This is a genomic window from Pseudomonas sp. S2_C03, assembly GCF_054668405.1.
Window position 1 is genome coordinate 4,922,788 of record NZ_CP162766.1, and the last position, 19,649, is coordinate 4,942,436.

Annotated in this window: 12 protein-coding genes; 4 read left to right on the forward strand and 8 right to left on the reverse strand. The window is 60.9% G+C overall.

What is annotated here, in order from left to right:
- Positions 1 to 100: 100 nt before the first annotated feature.
- From AB4N64_RS22660 to glnE, 8 genes are all read right to left on the reverse strand, one after another.
- Positions 101 to 1,552 (reverse strand): lipopolysaccharide kinase InaA family protein, encoded by a 1,452-nt coding sequence (locus tag AB4N64_RS22660; RefSeq protein ID WP_460118696.1) that lies wholly within the window; start codon positions 1,550 to 1,552, stop codon positions 101 to 103.
- On the reverse strand, positions 1,552 to 2,304 hold the full coding sequence (locus AB4N64_RS22665) for a lipopolysaccharide kinase InaA family protein (protein WP_460118698.1): 753 nt from the start codon (positions 2,302 to 2,304) through the stop codon (positions 1,552 to 1,554). Before AB4N64_RS22665 ends, AB4N64_RS22660 begins: the two co-directional genes overlap by 1 nt.
- A complete protein-coding gene (locus tag AB4N64_RS22670) occupies positions 2,301 to 3,035 on the reverse strand; it encodes a lipopolysaccharide kinase InaA family protein (RefSeq protein WP_460118700.1) in 735 nt (244 codons plus the stop codon). Before AB4N64_RS22670 ends, AB4N64_RS22665 begins: the two co-directional genes overlap by 4 nt.
- Positions 3,035 to 3,841, reverse strand: a complete 807-nt coding sequence (rfaP, locus tag AB4N64_RS22675; RefSeq protein ID WP_460118702.1) for a lipopolysaccharide core heptose(I) kinase RfaP — start codon at positions 3,839 to 3,841, stop codon at positions 3,035 to 3,037. The genes AB4N64_RS22670 and rfaP overlap by 1 nt, the downstream gene beginning before the upstream one ends.
- Positions 3,841 to 4,962: a glycosyltransferase family 4 protein gene (locus AB4N64_RS22680; RefSeq protein WP_460118704.1), complete on the reverse strand. Its 1,122-nt coding sequence runs from the start codon at positions 4,960 to 4,962 to the stop codon at positions 3,841 to 3,843. Before AB4N64_RS22680 ends, rfaP begins: the two co-directional genes overlap by 1 nt.
- On the reverse strand, positions 4,962 to 6,023 hold the full coding sequence (waaC, locus tag AB4N64_RS22685) for a lipopolysaccharide heptosyltransferase I (protein ID WP_460118706.1): 1,062 nt from the start codon (positions 6,021 to 6,023) through the stop codon (positions 4,962 to 4,964). Before waaC ends, AB4N64_RS22680 begins: the two co-directional genes overlap by 1 nt.
- A 1-nt stretch (position 6,024) precedes the next feature.
- The gene (gene waaF, locus AB4N64_RS22690) at positions 6,025 to 7,059 is read right to left on the reverse strand and encodes a lipopolysaccharide heptosyltransferase II (RefSeq protein ID WP_460118707.1); all 1,035 of its coding nucleotides are present in this window, start codon (positions 7,057 to 7,059) and stop codon (positions 6,025 to 6,027) included.
- Positions 7,060 to 7,137: 78 nt separating this feature from the next.
- Positions 7,138 to 10,077: a bifunctional [glutamate--ammonia ligase]-adenylyl-L-tyrosine phosphorylase/[glutamate--ammonia-ligase] adenylyltransferase gene (gene glnE / locus AB4N64_RS22695; RefSeq protein WP_460118709.1), complete on the reverse strand. Its 2,940-nt coding sequence runs from the start codon at positions 10,075 to 10,077 to the stop codon at positions 7,138 to 7,140.
- 384 nt (positions 10,078 to 10,461) lie between these two features.
- Here glnE and aceE point away from each other — a divergent pair, with 384 nt between their 5' ends.
- The 4 genes from aceE (at position 10,462) to AB4N64_RS22715 (ending at position 19,619) form a co-directional block, all read left to right on the forward strand.
- Positions 10,462 to 13,107, forward strand: a complete 2,646-nt coding sequence (gene aceE / locus AB4N64_RS22700; RefSeq protein WP_460118711.1) for a pyruvate dehydrogenase (acetyl-transferring), homodimeric type — start codon at positions 10,462 to 10,464, stop codon at positions 13,105 to 13,107.
- Positions 13,108 to 13,118: 11 nt separating this feature from the next.
- Complete coding sequence (aceF, locus tag AB4N64_RS22705) at positions 13,119 to 15,077, forward strand: dihydrolipoyllysine-residue acetyltransferase (protein ID WP_460118713.1); 1,959 nt, start codon at positions 13,119 to 13,121, stop codon at positions 15,075 to 15,077.
- A 262-nt stretch (positions 15,078 to 15,339) separates the two neighbouring features.
- Positions 15,340 to 16,734, forward strand: a complete 1,395-nt coding sequence (locus AB4N64_RS22710; protein ID WP_460126835.1) for an alkaline phosphatase D family protein — start codon at positions 15,340 to 15,342, stop codon at positions 16,732 to 16,734.
- A 191-nt stretch (positions 16,735 to 16,925) separates the two neighbouring features.
- On the forward strand, positions 16,926 to 19,619 hold the full coding sequence (locus AB4N64_RS22715; RefSeq protein WP_460118715.1) for a sensor domain-containing phosphodiesterase: 2,694 nt from the start codon (positions 16,926 to 16,928) through the stop codon (positions 19,617 to 19,619).
- Positions 19,620 to 19,649: the final 30 nt, after the last annotated feature.

Below are 19,649 nucleotides of genomic sequence, written 5' to 3' on the forward strand. Positions count from 1 at the left end.
ATGAAGGGCGACGGCGCCTGTAGGAGAGTTCACATCAACCTGCCTTCCGAGCTTCACAGCCCGGAAGGCAGCCAACGCGATCAGGCTCGCCCTGGCGTTTTCAGCTGGCGCCGGGGATGTCCCTGGGCAGCCGCTGATCAATGACCTGATACAACGCACTCTGCTCAGGCCAGTTACGCATGAACCGCGCCCGATCCCGCGCATAGGCGGGGGCAAAGCTGCTGCGCGAAGTATGCTGACACATGGCATCGAGATCGATCAGTGCCCAGCGATCCTGCTGCCAGAACAGGTTGTGACCCTTGAAATCACCGTGGCTGATCCGCTCGCGAATCAGTTCGGCGAACAGGTGATCCAACGCCGCCAGTTCGGCCTCGGGCGCTTCGCCATTCTCGATGTAAGGCGCAAATCGCTCGATGATGTCCGGCCCCGGCAGGTGCTCGGTCACCAGGTAAGCCCGACTGCGCAACCAGAAGAAGCGCTTTTCCAGGACTGCCAGGGGTTTTGGCGTGGCGATACCCAGGAACGCCAGTCGATTGCCTTCGCGCCAGGAATGCCACGCGCGACTAGGGCGCCAGAAGCGCTTGAGCCAGTGGGCAAAACCCTTGATGTTGTACCGTTTGATGACCAGCGTCCGGCCGGCCGCCTCGACTTTTCCCACACTCGCCGCGCCGCCGGTCTTGTACAGATGGCCCTGATCGAGCAGCGCATCAGCCTGCTCGAGTACCGGCAGCATGGCCGCTTCCTCTTCGCGGCGAATCGCCCGCAAGCCGAATGCCCCACGCTGCACGCTGAACAAGGTGCACTCACGCCCAACCTTGATCAGGAAGTCCCTGAGACGCCAGCTACGCACCTTGTCGATCTGCTTCTGCAAGGCTTCCATCGGCAACGCATGTTCGCCATTGCTCAGGAGGTAGTACACCAGCAGCTCTTCAGTGAACGGCTCCAGCGACTTGGGCAGTTGCGCGAAAAATACGCCGAGGTTTTCCAGGACCTTTTGCCGCGACAACGGCTGGCCAGGGCTTTCACTGCGAATGCCGGCGCCATCGATCAGATACAACCGTCCACCCTGGCGCAGAAGGTTGTCCAGGTGCAGGTCTTCCTGCCACAACCCCTTGCGGTGCATCTGCCCGATAGCACCCAGTGCCTCAGCCAGCACGGCGGTCTGCTCATCCGCCAGTGGCGTCAGGTGCTCGACCGCTTTCCAGGCGTCGCCCAGGCTGTCGGCGCCTTCGAGGAAATCGAACAGCAGCCAGCCGCCCTCCCCCTCTTTCAGGCCATCGACCAACAATTGCGGCGTGGCCAGCCCTTGAGCCGCCAGCAACTGCACGCCGTCGCGCTCGCGCTGAAAATGCCGGGCCGCCTTGCTGCCGACCAGCAATTTGGCCAACACCGGGCGGCCACGCCAGATCCCGGCGCCGACGTATCGCTGCCCGGGCAGTACCCGCAACAGGCTCAACAATTGCAAATCGGCTTGGCCAGCCGCGTCCGCCAGGGAAATACTCAGCGGCAGCGTCGGTTGGCGACCGGCCGTTCGGAGTTGCGACAAGCGCATCAGCCCGCCCTCTTGTAACTGCGCCGCGCGGTCAGGCGCGACAACCAACTGTCGATGAGCGAGCTGTCCTGCGGTTGGTCCAGGTAGGCCGCCAACAACTCGCGCAAGTGCCCCTCGCTCCATTCCCGAGCCCGGCGGGTCAACGGTTCCAGGTCCTTGACCCGGTCGCGATGGCCGAACAGCAATGGACGGGTTTTCTCCAGGTCGATCAATTGAGCGCTGTAACCATCGCCCGTGGCCTGGAGGAATATGTGCTTGGGATAGAAGCAGCCATGCACCTGACGTGCGCCGTGCAATCGCCGGGCAAGCTGCCCGCAGGCCTTGAGGATGGCCGAGTGCTGCGCCGGGCTCAGGTCCTGCCAGCGCTGCAACAGTGAGTCCAGGTCATCCCAGCCGTCCAGCGCGCGGGTCAGCAGTACCGCTCGGACATCGCCATCCACCTTGCGCTCACCGAAGAACGCCGCCTTCAGTGCCGGGATACCGAGCTTTTCATAGCGGCTGATATTGCGAAATTCCCGGGCAAAACTCGGTTCGCCAAAAGGCGCATGGAGGGTGTGCATCTGATAGTTGCTTTGGCGCTTGAGGTAAAAACCATGCCCTTCAAGATCCAGCCTGAACACACTGCTCCAGCCACCGCGCACGGTATTGGGTTCATCCACGGCTTCCAGTTGCTTGGCCCACAGTGCTTCGAAGGTGCCGAGCCCATGGCGTTCCAGCAACGCACGGTCTTCATCGGCCAGGAAATCAGTCATTCGCGTCCCTCAAAAAATCTCACCACATGCCGGATGCGTTTTTTATCGGCCGCGTTAAGCCGCGCACGCTGACGATATTGCAAGTAAAAACGCAGGCGCTGGGTCGCCGAGAGATGGTACTTGGCAACCTTGTCGAGGCACGCCAGGTCCTTGGAAATCCGGTATTTGAGCCAGAAACCACGCCAGAAATCACCATTGGGGCAGTCGATCAGAAACAGTTGCCCCTGATCATCGACCAACAGATTGCGCCACTTAAGATCGTTATGAGTGAAGCGGTTGTCGTGCATGGTCCGGGTGTAGGCCGCCAATTGCCGACTGATATGGTCGACCCAGGCGCGATCCTTCAGTTTAGGATCGTTGCGCTCGGCCAAGGCATTGAGGTCTTCGGTATGCGGCAGCTCCAAGGTGATCATCGCCCCGCGATCATAGGCCGCACCACGCCGCTCAAGCCCCCAGGCAACCACTTCGGCCGTTGGGATGCCCCACTTCGCAAAACGCTTGAGGTTCTGCCACTCCATCTTCACCCGCGGCTTGCCGAGGTAACGACGCAAGCCCTTGCCAGCGCCTACGTAGCGCTTGACGTAATAGTTGATGCCATTGCGCTGGACCCGGACGACTTCGGACAACGGGTCGCGGGTCAACTGCTCCCCCTTGAGGGCGAAAACCGCCTCAAGGGTGCCGAAGTCCTCGGCCAGATCGCTGTAGGCAGGATCGAGTTTCCAGCCCGACATCAGAGTGCATCCCCGTATCGTTGCTTGCGCTCGTAGAGTTTGTTGGCCTTGCCGTCGAGCCAGGAAAGCAATGCAGCTTCGTCAGCCAGAATCTGGCGCAGCGGCTGCTGGAAATAGCCTTTGAGGAACCGCAATTTGTCACGCCGGGTCAGCCCGATGTCCAGGGCCGAGAAATACAGCGCCGCCAGATCCTTGTTGCGCCAGCGTTGGGTAATTACCGGGCGGGTCTGGGCGCGGTGCAAATCGATGACAGAGAGTTTGAAATCCTCAGGCGTAACCGGTTTGTCGGTGTGCAGCAGGAAGTGGCAGATGTAGCAATCGCGGTGATTGACCCCGGCGCGGTGCATCATGCCGGTCATACGAGCGACCTCGGCAATCAGTGCGCGCTTGAGCCTTGGCTCTGGCGGCTGCTTGACCCAGTCGATGCTGAAGTCCTCAAGACTGATGGTCGGCGCCAGTTCCTCGGTGACAATGAACGAATGCTGGTCGGCCGGATTGCTGCCCTTCTCGCCGTAGGCGACAGCCGTCATGGTCGGCACCCCAACTTCCTGGAGGCGCTGAATGGCCTGCCACTCCTGGCCGGCACCGAGCACCGGCAGCTTGGCGGTCAGCAAATTCTTGAAAATCTCGCCCCAACCAATGCCGCGGTGAATCTTTACGAAAAACCCGTTGCCGTCCACTTCAGTACGCAATGTGCGCCGCGCTTCCAGCTCACGGTACACCTCGCCCTGAAGCCCTTCGACTTCGGCGAATGGATCGCGTCCGGCCCAAAGGCTTTTGAACGGTTCAGCCAGCATCAACTTCATTAAGCGTGCTCCGCCAGAATCACATCGGCCGCATGCTGCGGCATGCTGTAGAGGTCGGCCGTCTGCGCGAAGGCCAGACCATTGCGGCGCCAGGCCGCCCGTGCAGGTGCGTCGCTCAACATCAGGGTCAGATACTGCGTCAGTTGCCCCTGATCGAAAGGCTCATCCAGTACAAGGCCTGCATCGGCCTCGGCAATGTAATGGGCGTAACCGCAGACCGCACTGACCAGCACCGGCAAACCGGCAACCAGTGCCTCGAGCAGGACGGTCCCGGTGTTTTCGTTGTAGGCCGGATGGATCAACAGGTCAGCGCCGAGCAGGAAACGCGGGATATCACTGCGCCCCTTGAGGAATGTCACGTTATCGCCAAGCCCCAGCGTGGCACTCTGCATCTGGAACAATTTGGGGTCATCCTGGCCAATTACAAACAACCGGGTACGTTTCTTCAGATCAGCGGGCAACGCGGCCAGCGCCTTGAGGCTGCGGTCCACGCCCTTGGTCTTGAACCCGGAGCCGATCTGCACCATCAGCAGATCGTCGTCCTTCAGGCTGAATTCGCGGCGAAAATCGGCGCGGATTTCGGCGGCGTTCGGCGGCGCGCGACGGTCCTGGGAAATGCCCGGTGGCAGCAGATGAAAGCGCTCCAGCGGTGTGTCGTAGTGCTTGATGAACAGCGGCTGCTGGACCTCGGAAATCATCAGCACTTCGGTCTTGGCATCCTTGGCGAACACGGCGCGCTCGTATTCGGCGAAGTGCCGGTAGCGGCCCCAGCGTCGGTAGAGCGAGTTGCGCAGGTTCTGCGCCTTGTCCTCGAAACAGCCATCGGCGGCATAATAGACGTCCAGGCCGGGCATCTTGTTGAAGCCAATCAGGCGATCCACCGGGCGCTTGGCCAGGTCGGCCGCCATCCACTCACTGAGTTTTTCATTGCGCCGGTGATTGAAGAACGCCTTCACCGGCGCCACCAGCACTTCAAAACCCGGGGGTATATCGCCTTCCCAAATCAGCGTGTAGACGCGAATCTGGTGGCCACGTTGCTGGCATTCCAGGGCAATGCGCATGAAGTCACGCTGCAAGCCGCCGAAGGGGAAATACTTGTACAGGACGAATGCCAATTGCATCAGCGCAGCTCCTCAGCCAGTAGCAACGTGCTCAGTCGGGTCGCGACACGCTCGGGATTCAGACGCGTGAAGCACAACGGCCACTCGCGCTTGAGGTCAAACCGACGGGCATCTTCGGCCGTCGGTTGGTAGGTGCATTTTTTTTGCAGGCACGGCGCACAGGGGAAATCGCTGGCGATGTGAATCTGTGCCTTGCCATAGGCGCCGGTCAGACCCGGATTGGTCGGACCGAACAGCGACAGCGTCGGCACGTCGAGCGCTGCGGCAAGGTGGCCCAGGCCGGTGTCCACCGCCACGCAGGCTTGCGCACCCGCCAGGACCTTGCCGACGCCCGCCAGATTCAGTCTGGGCAGCACTTCGACGTGGCGCATGTCCTTGGCGATGCGCTCTGCACGTGCCTTTTCCGCCGGGTTGCCCCACGCCAGCTTGACGCCGACACCCAGGTAACCAACCCGCTCGGCGAGCTCGCGCCAGTAGGCTTCGGGCCAGTGCTTGGTATCCCAGGTCGTGCCATGCAGGAACAGCACGTACGGGTTCTTGCGCGGTAACTCCACCAGCCGTTCGACGTTCAGGCCGTAATCGCCCAGCCCCTTGGGCAGGTCGTAACCCAGCGCGATGGCGAACAATTGACGCACGCGCTCCACCGCGTGCTGACCGCGGGCAACCGCCAGGCGTCGATCATAGAATTGCGCAGCCATCGGTTCACGCGCCGAGTTTTTATCCAGTCCCGCCACCGGCGCCTTGATATAGCGAGTCAGCAACGCACTCTTGAGGAGGCCCTGCGCATCAATGACCAGGTCGTATCGGGTGGCGCGAACGTTTTGCTTGAAGCGTTTCCACTCGCCACTCTTGATGGTTTGCCAGAGATTCTTGCGCCAGCGGCGAATGGCCACGGGAATAACCTTGCCCACGGCAGGGTGCCAGGTCGGGATCTCGGCGAAACCTTCTTCCACCACCCAGTCGAACGTAATGCCGGGAATGGCCCGGGCCGCGTCGGTCAGTGCCGGCAACGCGTGAATCACGTCGCCCAGCGAAGAAGTCTTGATCAGCAGAACCCGCAAACTAGTGGACCTCGACCGCAGTGCCCTGCAACCGCTGCAAGGCTTCGCTCACCGCCTGCGGCATCAATTGGCGCAGGCAGTTGTAATGACCGAATCGGCACGTGCGATCAAAGCACGGGCTGCATTCGATGCCCAGGCGCACGATCTCCACGTGCTCGGCCAACGGCGGGGTAAAGCCCGGCGATGTCGAACCATAGACCGCCACCAAAGGGCGATTCAGGGCTGCCGCGACGTGCATCAGTCCAGAGTCGTTGGACACCACAGAGTCGGCGCAGGACAGCAGGTCGATGGCCTCGGCCAGGGATGTACCGCCGCTCAGATTCACGGACTCTTCACGCAGGCCGGGAATCAACCGGGCGCGGATGTCTTCGCCGACCGCATGATCGTTTTTCGAGCCGAACAACCAGACTTGCCAGCCTTCGCGAATTTTTGCCTCGGCGACCTTCGCATAATGCTCGGATGGCCAACGCTTGGACTCACCAAACTCGGCGCCTGGGCACAGCGCGAGCACCGGGCGATCGAGGGCCAGGCCGAATTTGGCCAGCGCCGCTTCACGGCTCACCGGGTCGATCTGCAGGGTCGGGCGCGGGTAGGGCTTGGGCAGTTCAGAACCGGGCTCGTAAGCCAGGGCCATGAAGCGCTCGATCATTAGCGGATAACGCTCTTTGTCCAGCGTGCGCACGTCGTTGAGCAGGCCATAGCGGAACTCGCCACGCCAACCGGTGCGTTTGGGAATACCGGCAAAAAACGGCACCAGCGCCGATTTCAGTGAGTTGGGCAACAGGATCGCCTGGTCGTACTGGCCGGCCAGGGATTTACCGATGCGCCGACGGGTCGCCAACTCCAACGCGCCGTGGCCGAGCGGAAAGCTCAAGGCCTGGCGAACTTCGGGCATGCGTTCGAGAATCGGCCGGCTCCACTCGGGCGCCAGGACATCGATCTCGCATTGCGGGTGACGCTGCTTGAGGCACTGAAACAGTGTCTGCGCCATCACCATGTCACCGACCCAACTGGGCCCAACGATCAGAATTTTCATGTGGCTTCCAAAAACGAACCGGGGAGGCATACGCCTCCCCGCCTCGAGAATTCTCCAAAACACGGTGTGGCAAGCCCTTCAGGTTAGCCCCATTTCACGCCAGATCCTCATCACCTGTCGCCGTTCGTCCACGAACTGGTCACCGGGTATCACTCCCGGGTCCTTCTGCAAGGCCTGCCGATGCGCGGCGGAACGGTAGGCCTTATAGACCTCGCGCAGAAGACTGGCGTCTTCGGCAGGCATCAGCCCTTCGTGTTCCAGCTCTTCCAGAATGCGGATGTTGTCCGTCCAGCGCAGCAGCGGCGGGTGTGTTTCAGACCACGCCAGGGCGGCGTATTGCACCATAAATTCAATATCGACGATACCTCCGGCGTCCTGCTTGAGATCGAACGGTGCCGAGGCCTCGAAGGCATTCGCCGCGGTGCCGGCCCCGGTGCTCTTGCTGCCAAGGTTGTCACGCATCTTGGCGCGCATATCGCTGACCTCCTGGCGCAAGGTCGCCAGGTCCCGGGATTTACCCAAAATAGTCGCACGAACCTGCTCGAACGCCTGACCCACATCCGGACTGCCCACCAGCACCCGCGCTCGCACCAGCGCCTGGTGTTCCCAGGTCCAGGCTTCGTTTTCCTGATACCGGGCAAAGGCCCCCAGCGAACTTACCAGTAGCCCCGATGCCCCGGAGGGCCGCAGGCGCATGTCCACTTCATACAACTGACCGGAGTTGGTCTGGGCCGTGAGCAAGTGAATGATCCGTTGCCCCAGCCGGGTAAAGAATTGCGCACCGTCGATGGATTTGGGGCCGTCGGTTTCCGCCTGCGGGTCGCCGTCATGGATAAACACCAGGTCCAGGTCGGACCCATGCCCCAATTCCAGGCCGCCGACTTTCCCGTAACCAACAATAATGAAGCCCGGATCGCACAACGTCCCGTCGTTGCGCAACGGTGTGCCATATTTGGCCACTGTCTGGCGCCAGGCCAGTGCCAGCACCTGCTCGAGAATGGCCTCGGCAAGCCAGGTCAGGTAATCGCTGACTTTCATCAACGGCAGATGCCCGGCGATTTCAGACGCCGCGACACGCAAGCGGTGCGCCAGCTTGAAATGGCGCAGAGCCTCCATTTGTTGCTCCAGGTCGTCCTCGGGAATGCGTGTCAGGCGCTCGCGCAACTCCGCTGCCAACTCCGGAGCCAAGGGTGGCTTGAACAAGCGGCCTTCGTTGAGCAATTCGTCGAGCAGCAGCGGAAAACGAGTGATCTGCTCGGCAATCCACGGGCTCGCGGCGCACAAGGTCAGCAAACGCCTCAACGCGCCGGGGTTTTCGGTCAACAGCACCAGATACGCTGAACGCCGAGCCACGGCCTCCACCAACGGCAGCACACGCTCAAGCACCAGGTCAGGATTGCTGTGCTCGACCGCCTGGGCCAGCAATCGCGGGATGAAGGCATCGAGGCGCTCACGTCCCAAACGCTGCATCGCCCGCAATTGCGGGCTGCTGCGCAGTCCGGCCAGGGCTTTCAGGGCTTTGCCGGCATCGGTGAAACCGCCGTCTTCCAGCTGACGGCAGGCCGCTTCTTCGTCCTGGACGTCCTCCCACAGCGGCAGCCACTCGCCACCGACCACCACTTCGCTTTCGGCGCCGGCTTCTTCGTCGGGGTCGGCGATCACCTGACCGAAGTGCCAGGCCACACGACCGCGCCAGTACATTAATTGTTGATGAAAGGTGTCCCAGCCATCGAAACCCAACATAAATGCAATACGCGCCTGATCCTGGGCGGTGTCTGGCAGCATCTGGGTCTGGCGATCGGCAATCGCCTGGATTGCGTGCTCGGTGTAACGCAGGAACTCGTAACCTTCGCGCAGTTCGTTGACCACCGCTGGCGGCAGGTAACCCTGGCCTTCGAGCGTGCTCAGCACCTTTAATAGAGGGCGTTGTTGCAGGCTCAGGTCGCGACCGCCATGGATCAATTGAAACGCCTGGGCGATGAATTCCACTTCGCGAATGCCGCCCGAGCCGAGTTTGATGTTGTCGGCCATGCCCTTGCGCCGCACTTCCTGCTGAATCAGCTGCTTCATGGTGCGCAGCGCTTCGATGGCGGAGAAATCCAGATAACGCCGGTAAACGAACGGACGCAGCATTTCCTGCAACTGCGCACCGGCTGCCTGATCACCCGCCACCACGCGCGACTTGATCATTGCGTAGCGTTCCCAATCCCGCCCCTGATCCTGGTAATACTGCTCCAGCGCGTTGAAGCTGAGCACCAGCGCGCCCGACGAACCGTAAGGCCGCAGGCGCATGTCGACACGGAATACAAAACCGTCAACGGTCATCGGGTCCAGCGCCTTGATCAGGCGCTGTCCCAGACGGATGAAGAACTCCTGATTATCCAGCGAGCGCTTCACCCCGACGGTTTCGCCGCCTTCCGGGTAGGCAAAGATCAGGTCGATGTCCGAGGACAGGTTCAATTCGACCGCGCCGAGTTTGCCCATGCCAAGGATCACCATCTGCTGCGGCTCGCCGCTGCGCCTGCCGGTAGGCACGCCGAACTGCTCGCAATGACGTTTGTACAACCACTGATAGGCCTGGTCGATGCTGGCATCGGCCATGTCCGAGAGGTCGCGGCAGGTCTGGACCAGGTCGGCCTGGCGAGTCAGGTCGCGCCAGATGATCCGCAGCTGGTGGCGGGCACGCTGGCGACGCAAGGCGCGACCGAGTTCGTCCTCGGTCTGTGCCTCGTTCACCGCTGCCGCAATCTGCGCGCACAACTCGCCGGGAGTGTAGGCACGATCCAGTTCCCCGGACTGCACCAGGGTCAGCAACATCAAAGGGTCACGAACACTTTGTTCAATGACGAAATCGCTGGCGGCGCCCACGCGCGCCCATTGCGCCCAGCGCTCTGGAGTCCACCCCGAGAACCCATGGTCATCTTCAAGGGTCAGCACAGCCTCACGGAACGACTGCTCGGCACGGGTGACCAACGGCAGGAGAATGCCGGGAAGTTCGGCAAGCGCAGGCAGGCTCATGGTCTATCCTTGATCGGCGTGTGGAGGGCTGCTTGTAGTGATTTTTCAGTTCGCACTACCTGATCGACTGTCGAACAAAGGTTAGAAATAGCTGAAAATTCTTCATTTTTGGCAGTCAGCATCAAGCTTTCACCTTTTTTGGTTGGCAAAAGACCAACCTTAACGATTATTCTCACAACGCAGCTGGAGGCCACAAGCCGCTCACCTGTAGTTTTACTACTCGTATATACATTCGGATAGCTGAAATGCCCGATGATTTGTAGTAAAACTACACGCCGCCGGAACCTACCTCTCGGCAATCCAAGAATTCATAACGTCTGCCCACAAGGCCAGTCGCTCACTCAGGCAACCGATTCTGGTAGCCTTTCCGCCCTGGAGCAAGCCATGCAAGACCTCGATCCCGTCGAAACCCAGGAATGGCTGGACGCCCTGGAATCGGTTCTCGACAAAGAAGGCGAAGACCGTGCTCACTATCTGATGACCCGTATGGGCGAACTCGCAACCCGCAGCGGTTCGCAATTGCCTTACGCCATCACCACACCATACCGCAACACCATTCCCGTCACCCACGAAGCACGCATGCCTGGCGACCTGTTCATGGAACGCCGCATTCGCTCGCTGGTACGCTGGAACGCGATGGCCATGGTGATGCGTACGAACCTGAAGGATTCTGACCTGGGCGGTCACATCTCCAGCTTCGCCTCCAGCGCTACCCTGTACGACATCGGCTTCAACTATTTCTTCCAGGCCCCGACTGACGAGCACGGCGGCGACCTGATCTACTTCCAGGGCCACACCTCGCCAGGCGTTTACGCCCGTGCATTCATGGAAGGCCGCATCAGCGAAGAGCAAATGAACAACTTCCGCCAGGAAGTGGACGGTCAGGGCCTGTCGTCCTACCCACACCCTTGGCTGATGCCTGATTTCTGGCAGTTCCCAACCGTATCCATGGGTCTGGGCCCGATCCAGGCGATCTACCAGGCGCGCTTCATGAAGTACCTGGAAGCCCGTGGCTTCATTCCTGAAGGCAAGCAGAAAGTCTGGTGCTTCCTGGGCGATGGCGAGTGCGACGAGCCGGAATCCCTGGGCGCAATCTCGCTGGCTGGCCGCGAGAAGCTCGACAACCTGATCTTCGTCATCAACTGCAACCTGCAGCGCCTCGACGGCCCGGTTCGCGGCAACGGCAAGATCATCCAGGAACTCGAAGGCGTGTTCCGTGGTGCTCAGTGGAACGTTTCCAAAGTCATCTGGGGCCGTTTCTGGGACCCACTGCTGGCCAAGGACGTCGACGGCATCCTGCAACGCCGCATGGACGAAGTCATCGACGGCGAATACCAGAACTACAAAGCCAAGGACGGCGCGTTCGTGCGTGAGCACTTCTTCAACTCGCCAGAACTCAAGGCGATGGTTGCAGACCTGTCCGACGACGAGATCTGGAAACTCAACCGTGGCGGCCACGACCCGTACAAGGTCTATGCGGCGTACCACCAGGCGGTCAACCACAAGGACCAGCCTACCGTCATCCTGGCCAAGACCATCAAGGGTTATGGCACCGGTGCCGGCGAAGCGAAAAACACCGCGCACAACACCAAGAAGGTCGACGTCGACAGCCTGAAGTTGTTCCGCGACCGCTTCGACATTCCGGTCAAGGACGAAGAGCTGGAAAACCTGCCGTTCTTCAAGCCGGAGCCGAACAGCGCTGAAGCCCGCTATCTGAGCGAGCGCCGCGCCGCATTGGGCGGTTTCGTGCCACAGCGTCGTGCGCAGAGCTTCAGCGTGCCGACCCCATCGCTCGACACCCTCAAGGCCATCCTCGACGGCTCGGGCGACCGCGAAATTTCCACCACCATGGCCTTCGTGCGCATCCTCGCGCAACTGGTCAAGGACAAGGAAATCGGCCCGCGCATCGTCCCGATCATCCCGGACGAAGCCCGTACCTTTGGTATGGAAGGCATGTTCCGTCAATTAGGCATCTACTCGTCCGTCGGCCAGCTCTACGAGCCAGTCGATAAAGACCAGGTGATGTTCTACAAGGAAGACAAGAAGGGCCAGATCCTCGAAGAAGGCATCAACGAAGCGGGCGCCATGAGCTCCTTCATCGCGGCCGGTACTTCGTACTCCAGCCACAACCAGCCAATGCTGCCGTTCTACATCTTCTACTCGATGTTCGGCTTCCAGCGTATCGGCGACCTCGCCTGGGCCGCTGGCGACAGCCGCACCCGTGGCTTCCTGATCGGCGGCACCGCCGGCCGCACCACCCTCAACGGTGAAGGCCTGCAGCACGAAGACGGTCATAGCCACCTGCTGGCTTCCACCATTCCGAACTGCCGCACCTACGATCCAACCTACGGCTACGAGCTGGCGGTGATCATCCAGGACGGCATGAAGAAGATGACCGAAGAGCAACAGGACGTCTTCTACTACATCACCGTGATGAACGAGTCCTACCAGCAGCCCGCCATGCCGGCCGGTGCCGAGGAAGGCATCAAGAAAGGCATGTACCTGCTCGAGGAAGACACCCGCGAAGCGGCGCACCACGTTCAGCTGATGGGCTCCGGTACCATCCTGCGGGAAGTCCGTGAAGCGGCGAAGATCCTGCGTGAAGAATTCAACGTCGGTGCCGACGTGTGGAGCGTCACCAGCTTCAACGAACTGCGTCGTGATGGCCTGGCCGTCGAGCGCACCAACCGCCTGCATCCTGGCCAGAAGCCTAAGCGCAGCTACGTTGAAGAGTGCCTGACTGGCCGTAAAGGCCCGGTCATCGCTTCGACCGACTACATGAAACTGTTCGCCGAGCAGATCCGTCAGTGGGTACCATCCAAGGAATTCAAAGTCCTGGGCACCGACGGTTTCGGCCGCAGCGACAGCCGCAAGAAACTGCGTCATTTCTTCGAAGTCGACCGTCATTTCGTGGTGTTGGCAGCCCTTGAAGCACTGGCTGACCGTGGCGATATCGAACCCAAGGTGGTGTCTGAAGCCATCGCCAAGTTCGGGATCGACCCGGAAAAACGCAACCCACTGGACTGCTGAGGAGAGATTCCGTGAGCGAACTCATTCGCGTACCTGACATCGGCAGCGGTGAAGGTGAAGTAATTGAACTGTTTGTGAAGGTCGGCGACCGTATCGAAGCCGACCAGAGCATCCTGACACTGGAATCGGACAAGGCGAGCATGGAAGTGCCCGCGCCGAAGGCCGGTATCGTCAAGAGCCTGAAAGTGAAGCTGGGCGATCGCCTGAAAGAAGGCGACGAACTGCTTGAGCTGGAAGTCGAAGGTGCCGCTGCTGCGGCCCCTGCGCCTGCCGCTGCTCCTGCGGAAAAAGCAGCGCCTGCTGCCGCTCCTGCCCCTGCTGCCGCGCCAGTTGCTGCCCCGGCTGCCGCTTCGGTTCAGCAAGTGCACGTGCCGGACATCGGTTCGGCAGGCAAGGCACAGATCATCGAAATCCAGGTCAAGGTCGGCGACAGCGTCGAAGCTGACCAGTCGCTGATCACCCTGGAATCCGACAAGGCCAGCATGGAAATCCCATCGCCTGCCGCTGGCGTGATCAAGGCCATCAGCGTCAAGCTCAATGACGAAGTTGGCACTGGCGACCTGATTCTGGACCTGGAAGTGGCGGGTGCTGCGGCGCCGGCTGCTGCCGCCCCAGCCCAGGCCGCTGCTCCGGCCGCTGCTGCGCCAGCCCCTGCTGCTGCGGCACCAGCCGCACCCGGTGCCGACAGCGTCCAGGATATTCACGTTCCGGACATCGGTTCGGCGGGCAAGGCCAAGATCATCGAAGTGCTGGTCAAGGCCGGCGACAGCGTCGAAGCTGACCAATCGCTGATCACCCTGGAATCCGACAAGGCCAGCATGGAAATTCCATCGCCTGCCGCTGGCGTGGTGGAAAGCGTTTCGGTCAAGCTCGATGACGAAGTCGGCACCGGCGACCTGATCCTCAAGCTCAAGGTCAAAGGCGCCGCGCCTGCGGCTGCACCGGCTCCGGCCGCTGCGGCTCCGAGCGCGCCTGCACCTGCCGCTGCTGCGCCTGCTGCCTCCGCTCCTGCGGCTGCCGCACCGGCCACCGCTCCAGCGAAGCCGGGCGCCAAGGTTCACGCCGGCCCAGCCGTGCGTCAACTGGCTCGCGAGTTCGGTGTAGAGCTGAGCGCTGTTGGCGCCAGCGGCCCGCACGGTCGCATCCTCAAGGAAGACGTGCAGGCTTACGTCAAGACGATGATGCAGAAGGCCAAGGAAGCACCGGCTGCTGCTGCCGGCGCTACCGGTGGTGCGGGCATTCCGCCGATTCCGGCCGTGGACTTCAGCCGCTTCGGCGAAACCGAAGAAGTGCCGATGACCCGCCTGATGCAGATCGGCGCGTCGAGCCTGCATCGCAGCTGGCTGAACATCCCGCACGTGACTCAGTTCGATTCGGCTGATATCACCGAGCTGGAAGCCTTCCGCGTCGCACAGAAAGCGGTTGCCGAGAAGGCTGGCGTCAAGCTGACCATCCTGCCACTGCTGCTCAAGTCCTGCGCGCACCTGCTCAAGGAATTGCCGGACTTCAACAGTTCGCTGGCTCCAAGCGGCAAGGCTGTGATCCGCAAGAAGTACGTGAACATCGGCTTCGCCGTCGACACCCCTGAAGGCCTGCTGGTACCGGTCATCAAGAACGTCGACCAGAAAAGCCTGCTGCAACTGGCAGCCGAAGCCGCTGCGCTGGCCGCCAAGGCTCGCGACAAGAAGCTCACCGCTGACGACATGCAAGGCGCCTGCTTCACCATTTCCAGCCTCGGCCACATTGGCGGCACCGGCTTCACGCCGATCGTCAACGCGCCGGAAGTGGCGATCCTTGGTGTTTCCAAGGCCACCATCCAGCCGGTCTGGGACGGTAAGGCCTTCCAGCCGAAGCTGATGCTGCCGCTGTCGCTGTCCTACGATCACCGCGTGATCAACGGCGCCGCTGCGGCTCGCTTCACCAAGCGCCTCAGCGACCTGCTGGCGGACATCCGCACTATCCTGCTGTAACACCGGCCGGCCCTCCTTCACCGGAGGGCCTGTCGCGTCGCTGCTTTTCGAGCGCCACGCTCGTACCTCAACCCCGTCAATTTGGCGGGGCTTTTTTTTGCCCTGATTTTATTGGCAGATGCCCTCTTCCCTTGTCCGACAGATCGGGCTTACAAATCCCACACCCTCCGTCCACTTCACCCCGATTTTTTTTGCGAGGCAATCTCTAGGCTGGGCCAACAAACCTTTGGCTCAACGAGTACTGCGTCGAATGAATTCCTACCTGCACAAACCTACCGTCGGCCCGATCATTGGACACACTACGTCGTCTCACACCCGAATATTCCTACGGGGTAAATCGCAAAAAGGAGCCCTCGTATTCGCCGGCCTACGCTATCGACGCAGGGGCGAGACTCATTGGTCCCGCGGGGTTTTCAGCCAACTGACAGAGCAACGCGACATGTGCGAGGTCATTACCCTGAACCAGCTCGCCGCCGATACCGAATACGAGTACCAGGCGGGCTGGTTCAGCCCGATGAGCCCTCTGCATACCGTGGAGTCGATCCAGGAGCTGGCGCTGCAATGGCCTGGGGACATCTATCGTTTCAGCACGCCGTCAGACAGCGCGACGGCGCCGAGGGGATACATCGTCGGCTCGTGTCGATACCTGCGCATGACCGCTGGACTGGCTTCGCTGCCACATCTGGGCGACCGCATCTTTGCCTCGATCAACCACTTGGCGCAGCATCGCGCGGCGCCGATCAACGCGATGGTAATGACCGGCGACCAGGTCTACATCGACGACTTGAACCTCATTGCGCCTGACCGCGATTACGGGGAAATCCTGAAAAAGTACCGCACGGCCTTTTCGCAACCGCACATAGCGAGACTGATGTCCGGTATCCCGACGTACATGATCCTCGACGACCACGAAATAGAGGACAACTGGCCGGCCAACAAAAACCGGGGCGACGATCATTTATACGACAATGCCATCGCCGCCTACGAGCTGTACCAGGCCAGCCACAGCCCGGCCCATGAGCTGCACGACGACGGGACAATCAATCGTCACCTCAGCCGCTACTGGTACCAGTTTACCCATGGCGATATCGAATGGTTTGTCACCGATAGCCGCACACGGCGCAATCTGTCGGCCGACAATCGGCGCATTCTCGACGAAGAGCAGGAGCAGGCCTTGTGCACCTGGCTGGTTCACAGCCCGGCACGCGTCAAGTTCGTGGTCACCAGCGTGGTGTTGTACCCCGACCGCAGACGGTTCGCCACGGATGCCTGGCAAGCCTTTCCGGAGCAACGATTACGATTGCTGGAAACGATTCGTACACACCGGATCAAAAATGTCTTCTTCGTTTGCGGCGATGTCCACGGCTCCCTGACCAGCCGGCTGACCCACAGCGAAGACCCGGACTTCGAAGTGCACACCATCGTCTCCTCACCGCTGTGCAACAGCATGCTGTTGCCATATGCCCGAACTTGTACCTTCGTATTCGACGAACCGCTGGCCAGGACCGACGCAGGCGAGTACCGGCATCAACTGACCAGCCCAGTGATCAGCCAGGACAACTTTGCCCATCTGCGGGTGGAGTCCCGGCACCTTCAGGTGACTTATCACAACCGGTGTGGCGGGCCTCTGCAAACGCTGAAAATCAGGTTGCGTTAACATCGCAGGGGCTGAATCCGGCAGTTTTCGCCACGAACTGAAGAATTCTTCCTGCCTGCCGACACATTCTTATAGCACTTGGCCTTCATGTCTCTTGTCAGTCGGTGTCGCAATGATGCAACCTTGCTGCAGGCAACAGTAAAGAGGGCGAGAGCCCGGCGCGTTCAGCACAATCGAAGCGAGTTCCTTCCATGAAAAGCCAACCCGATGCCGCCAGCCGTATGGTGGCCGAGGTAGTGACGCAACTGCCGGTGCCTTCGCGCCTCGGCATGCTGCGTTTCGAACGGCTGAACGAACCGAGCTGGGCCCTGTTGTTTCTCGATCCCAATTGCGAGCGACAGTTCGGCCTCCCGGCGGTGGAGCTGTGCGCGCTCGTCGGCTCGCCCTACGCCAGCTTGATGGAGCCCGAAGCACGCTATCATCTGCATGACACCATCCAGCAGCAACTGACCAGTAACGCCCACTACCTGGTCCGGTACACCCTGCACACCGCTGCGGGCACCCTGAGCCTGCTGGAGCTGGGCGAAGCCTACAAACAACACAACAGACATTTGCTGCGTGGCTACCTCATGGTGGTCGACGGCGTTTTCGAAGGTGAACCACTGCTGCCGGCACTGGATCTCGAAACCCGCAACACCCGGCTGCAAATCGCCCTGGAACTCAATCAACGCGCACAGCAGGAACAACTCCTGCATCTGGACCGGGTACGCGCCCAGCAAGACCTGATCCTGCTGCTGACACGCCAGCGCTATAGCACTGGCAACTCCGTGCAAGAAGCGGCCGAGCTGATCACCCGCAGCGCCTGTGACATTTACCAGATCGATTGCGCCAGCCTGTGGAACCTGGAAGGCTCGCTGCTGGTACCGATTTCGGCGTATCACCGCTGCACCCAGACTTATGAGTTGCCTGACGCCATCGACATCAGTGGCTTCCCCGATTACATGGATGCGCTGCACGGCAGCCGGGCGATCGATGCGCATAACGCCATCCGCGACCCACGCACCCGGGAAATGGCCGAGGCCCTGCGCGCTCGTAACGTCAACGCGATGCTCGACGCCAGCATCCGCATCGACGGCCAAGTGGTCGGCGTGCTCTGCCTGGAGCAATCAGGTGAAACCCGCGACTGGCAGTCCGACGAGATTGCATTTGCCGGCGAGCTGGCTGATCAGTTCGCCCAAGTGATCAACAACCACAATCGGCGCACCGCCACCAGCGCACTGCACTTGTTCCAGCGCGCGGTCGAACAGAGTGCCAACGCCTTTCTGCTGGTCAACTGCGATGGCGTGGTGGAGTACGTCAACCCCAGCTTCACCGCCATCACCCAGTACAGCACCGAAGAAGTCCACGGCCAGCGGCTGTCGGAGCTGCCGGCCCTGGAAAACCTCAGTGAACTATTGTTCGATGCGCCGTCTTCACTGGCCAAGAGCAACAGCTGGCAGGGTGAATTCAAAAGTCGCCGGAAAAACCTCGAACCCTACTGGGGCCAGTTGTCGATCTCCAAGGTGTACGGCGACAACCGCGAACTGACGCACTACATCGGCATCTACGAAGACATCACCCAGACCAAGCTCGCCCAGCAGCGCATCGAACGCCTGGCCTACACCGACAACCTGACCAACCTGGGCAATCGGCCGGCCTTCATCCGAAACCTCGATGAACGCTTCGCCCGAGACAGCGATACCCCGATCAGCCTGCTGCTGGTGGACATCGACAACTTCAAGCGAATCAACGACAGCCTGGGCCACCAGACGGGTGACAAGCTGCTGATCAGCCTGGCCCGTCGCCTGCGCAACAGCCTGTCGCCGGGCGGCAGTCTGGCGCGTTTCGCCAGTAACGAATTCGCCGTACTGCTGGACAACACCGACCTCACCTCGGGCCAGCAGGTTGCCAATCAACTGTTGGCGACGCTCGACAAACCCATGTTCGTCGACAACCAATTGATCAGCGTCACCGGCTCCGTCGGCCTGGCCTGCGCACCGCTGCACGGACGTGACCCACAGACCCTGATGCGTAACGCCGGCCTCGCGCTTCACAAGGCCAAGGCCAACGGCAAACATCAGGTGCAGGTCTTCACCGAAGCGTTGAATGCCGAGGCCAGCTACAAACTGTTCGTCGAGAACAACCTGCGGCGCGCCCTGACCCAGAACGAGTTGGATGTGTTCTACCAGCCCAAGCTATGCCTGCGCAGCGGTCGGCTGCTGGGCATGGAAGCGCTGCTGCGCTGGAACCATCCGGAAAAAGGCATGATCCGTCCGGACCAGTTCATCAGCGTCGCCGAAGAAACGGGCCTGATTATCCCGATCGGGAAGTGGATCGCCCGCCAGGCCTGCCGCATGAGCAAAGAGTTGACCGCCGCCGGCCTGGGCAATCTGCAGGTGGCGATCAACCTGTCACCCAAGCAGTTCTCCGACCCGGACCTGGTGTCGTCGATCGCCAACATCCTCAAGGAAGAAGCGCTGCCGGCATGCCTGCTGGAGCTGGAACTGACCGAAGGCCTGCTGCTGGAAGCCACCGAAGACACCCACTTGCAGCTCGACCAGCTCAAGCGCCTGGGGCTGACCCTGGCCATGGATGACTTCGGCACCGGATATTCCTCGCTCAGTTACCTGAAAAAATTCCCCATCGACATCATCAAGATCGATCGAAGCTTCATTCACGAAATCCCGGACAACCAGGACGACATGGAAATCACCTCCGCGGTGATTGCCATGGCCCACAACCTTAAACTCAAGGTCGTGGCCGAAGGCATTGAAACAGCCGAGCAACTGACGTTCCTGCGCCGCCACCGTTGTGACGTTGGCCAGGGCTACCTGTTCGACCGACCGATTCCGGGCGCCGAGCTGATCGACAAGCTCAAACGCTATCCGCGTGGCCCAATCGCCTGACAGCGACGCGACTCTCGGGCACACTGGCGG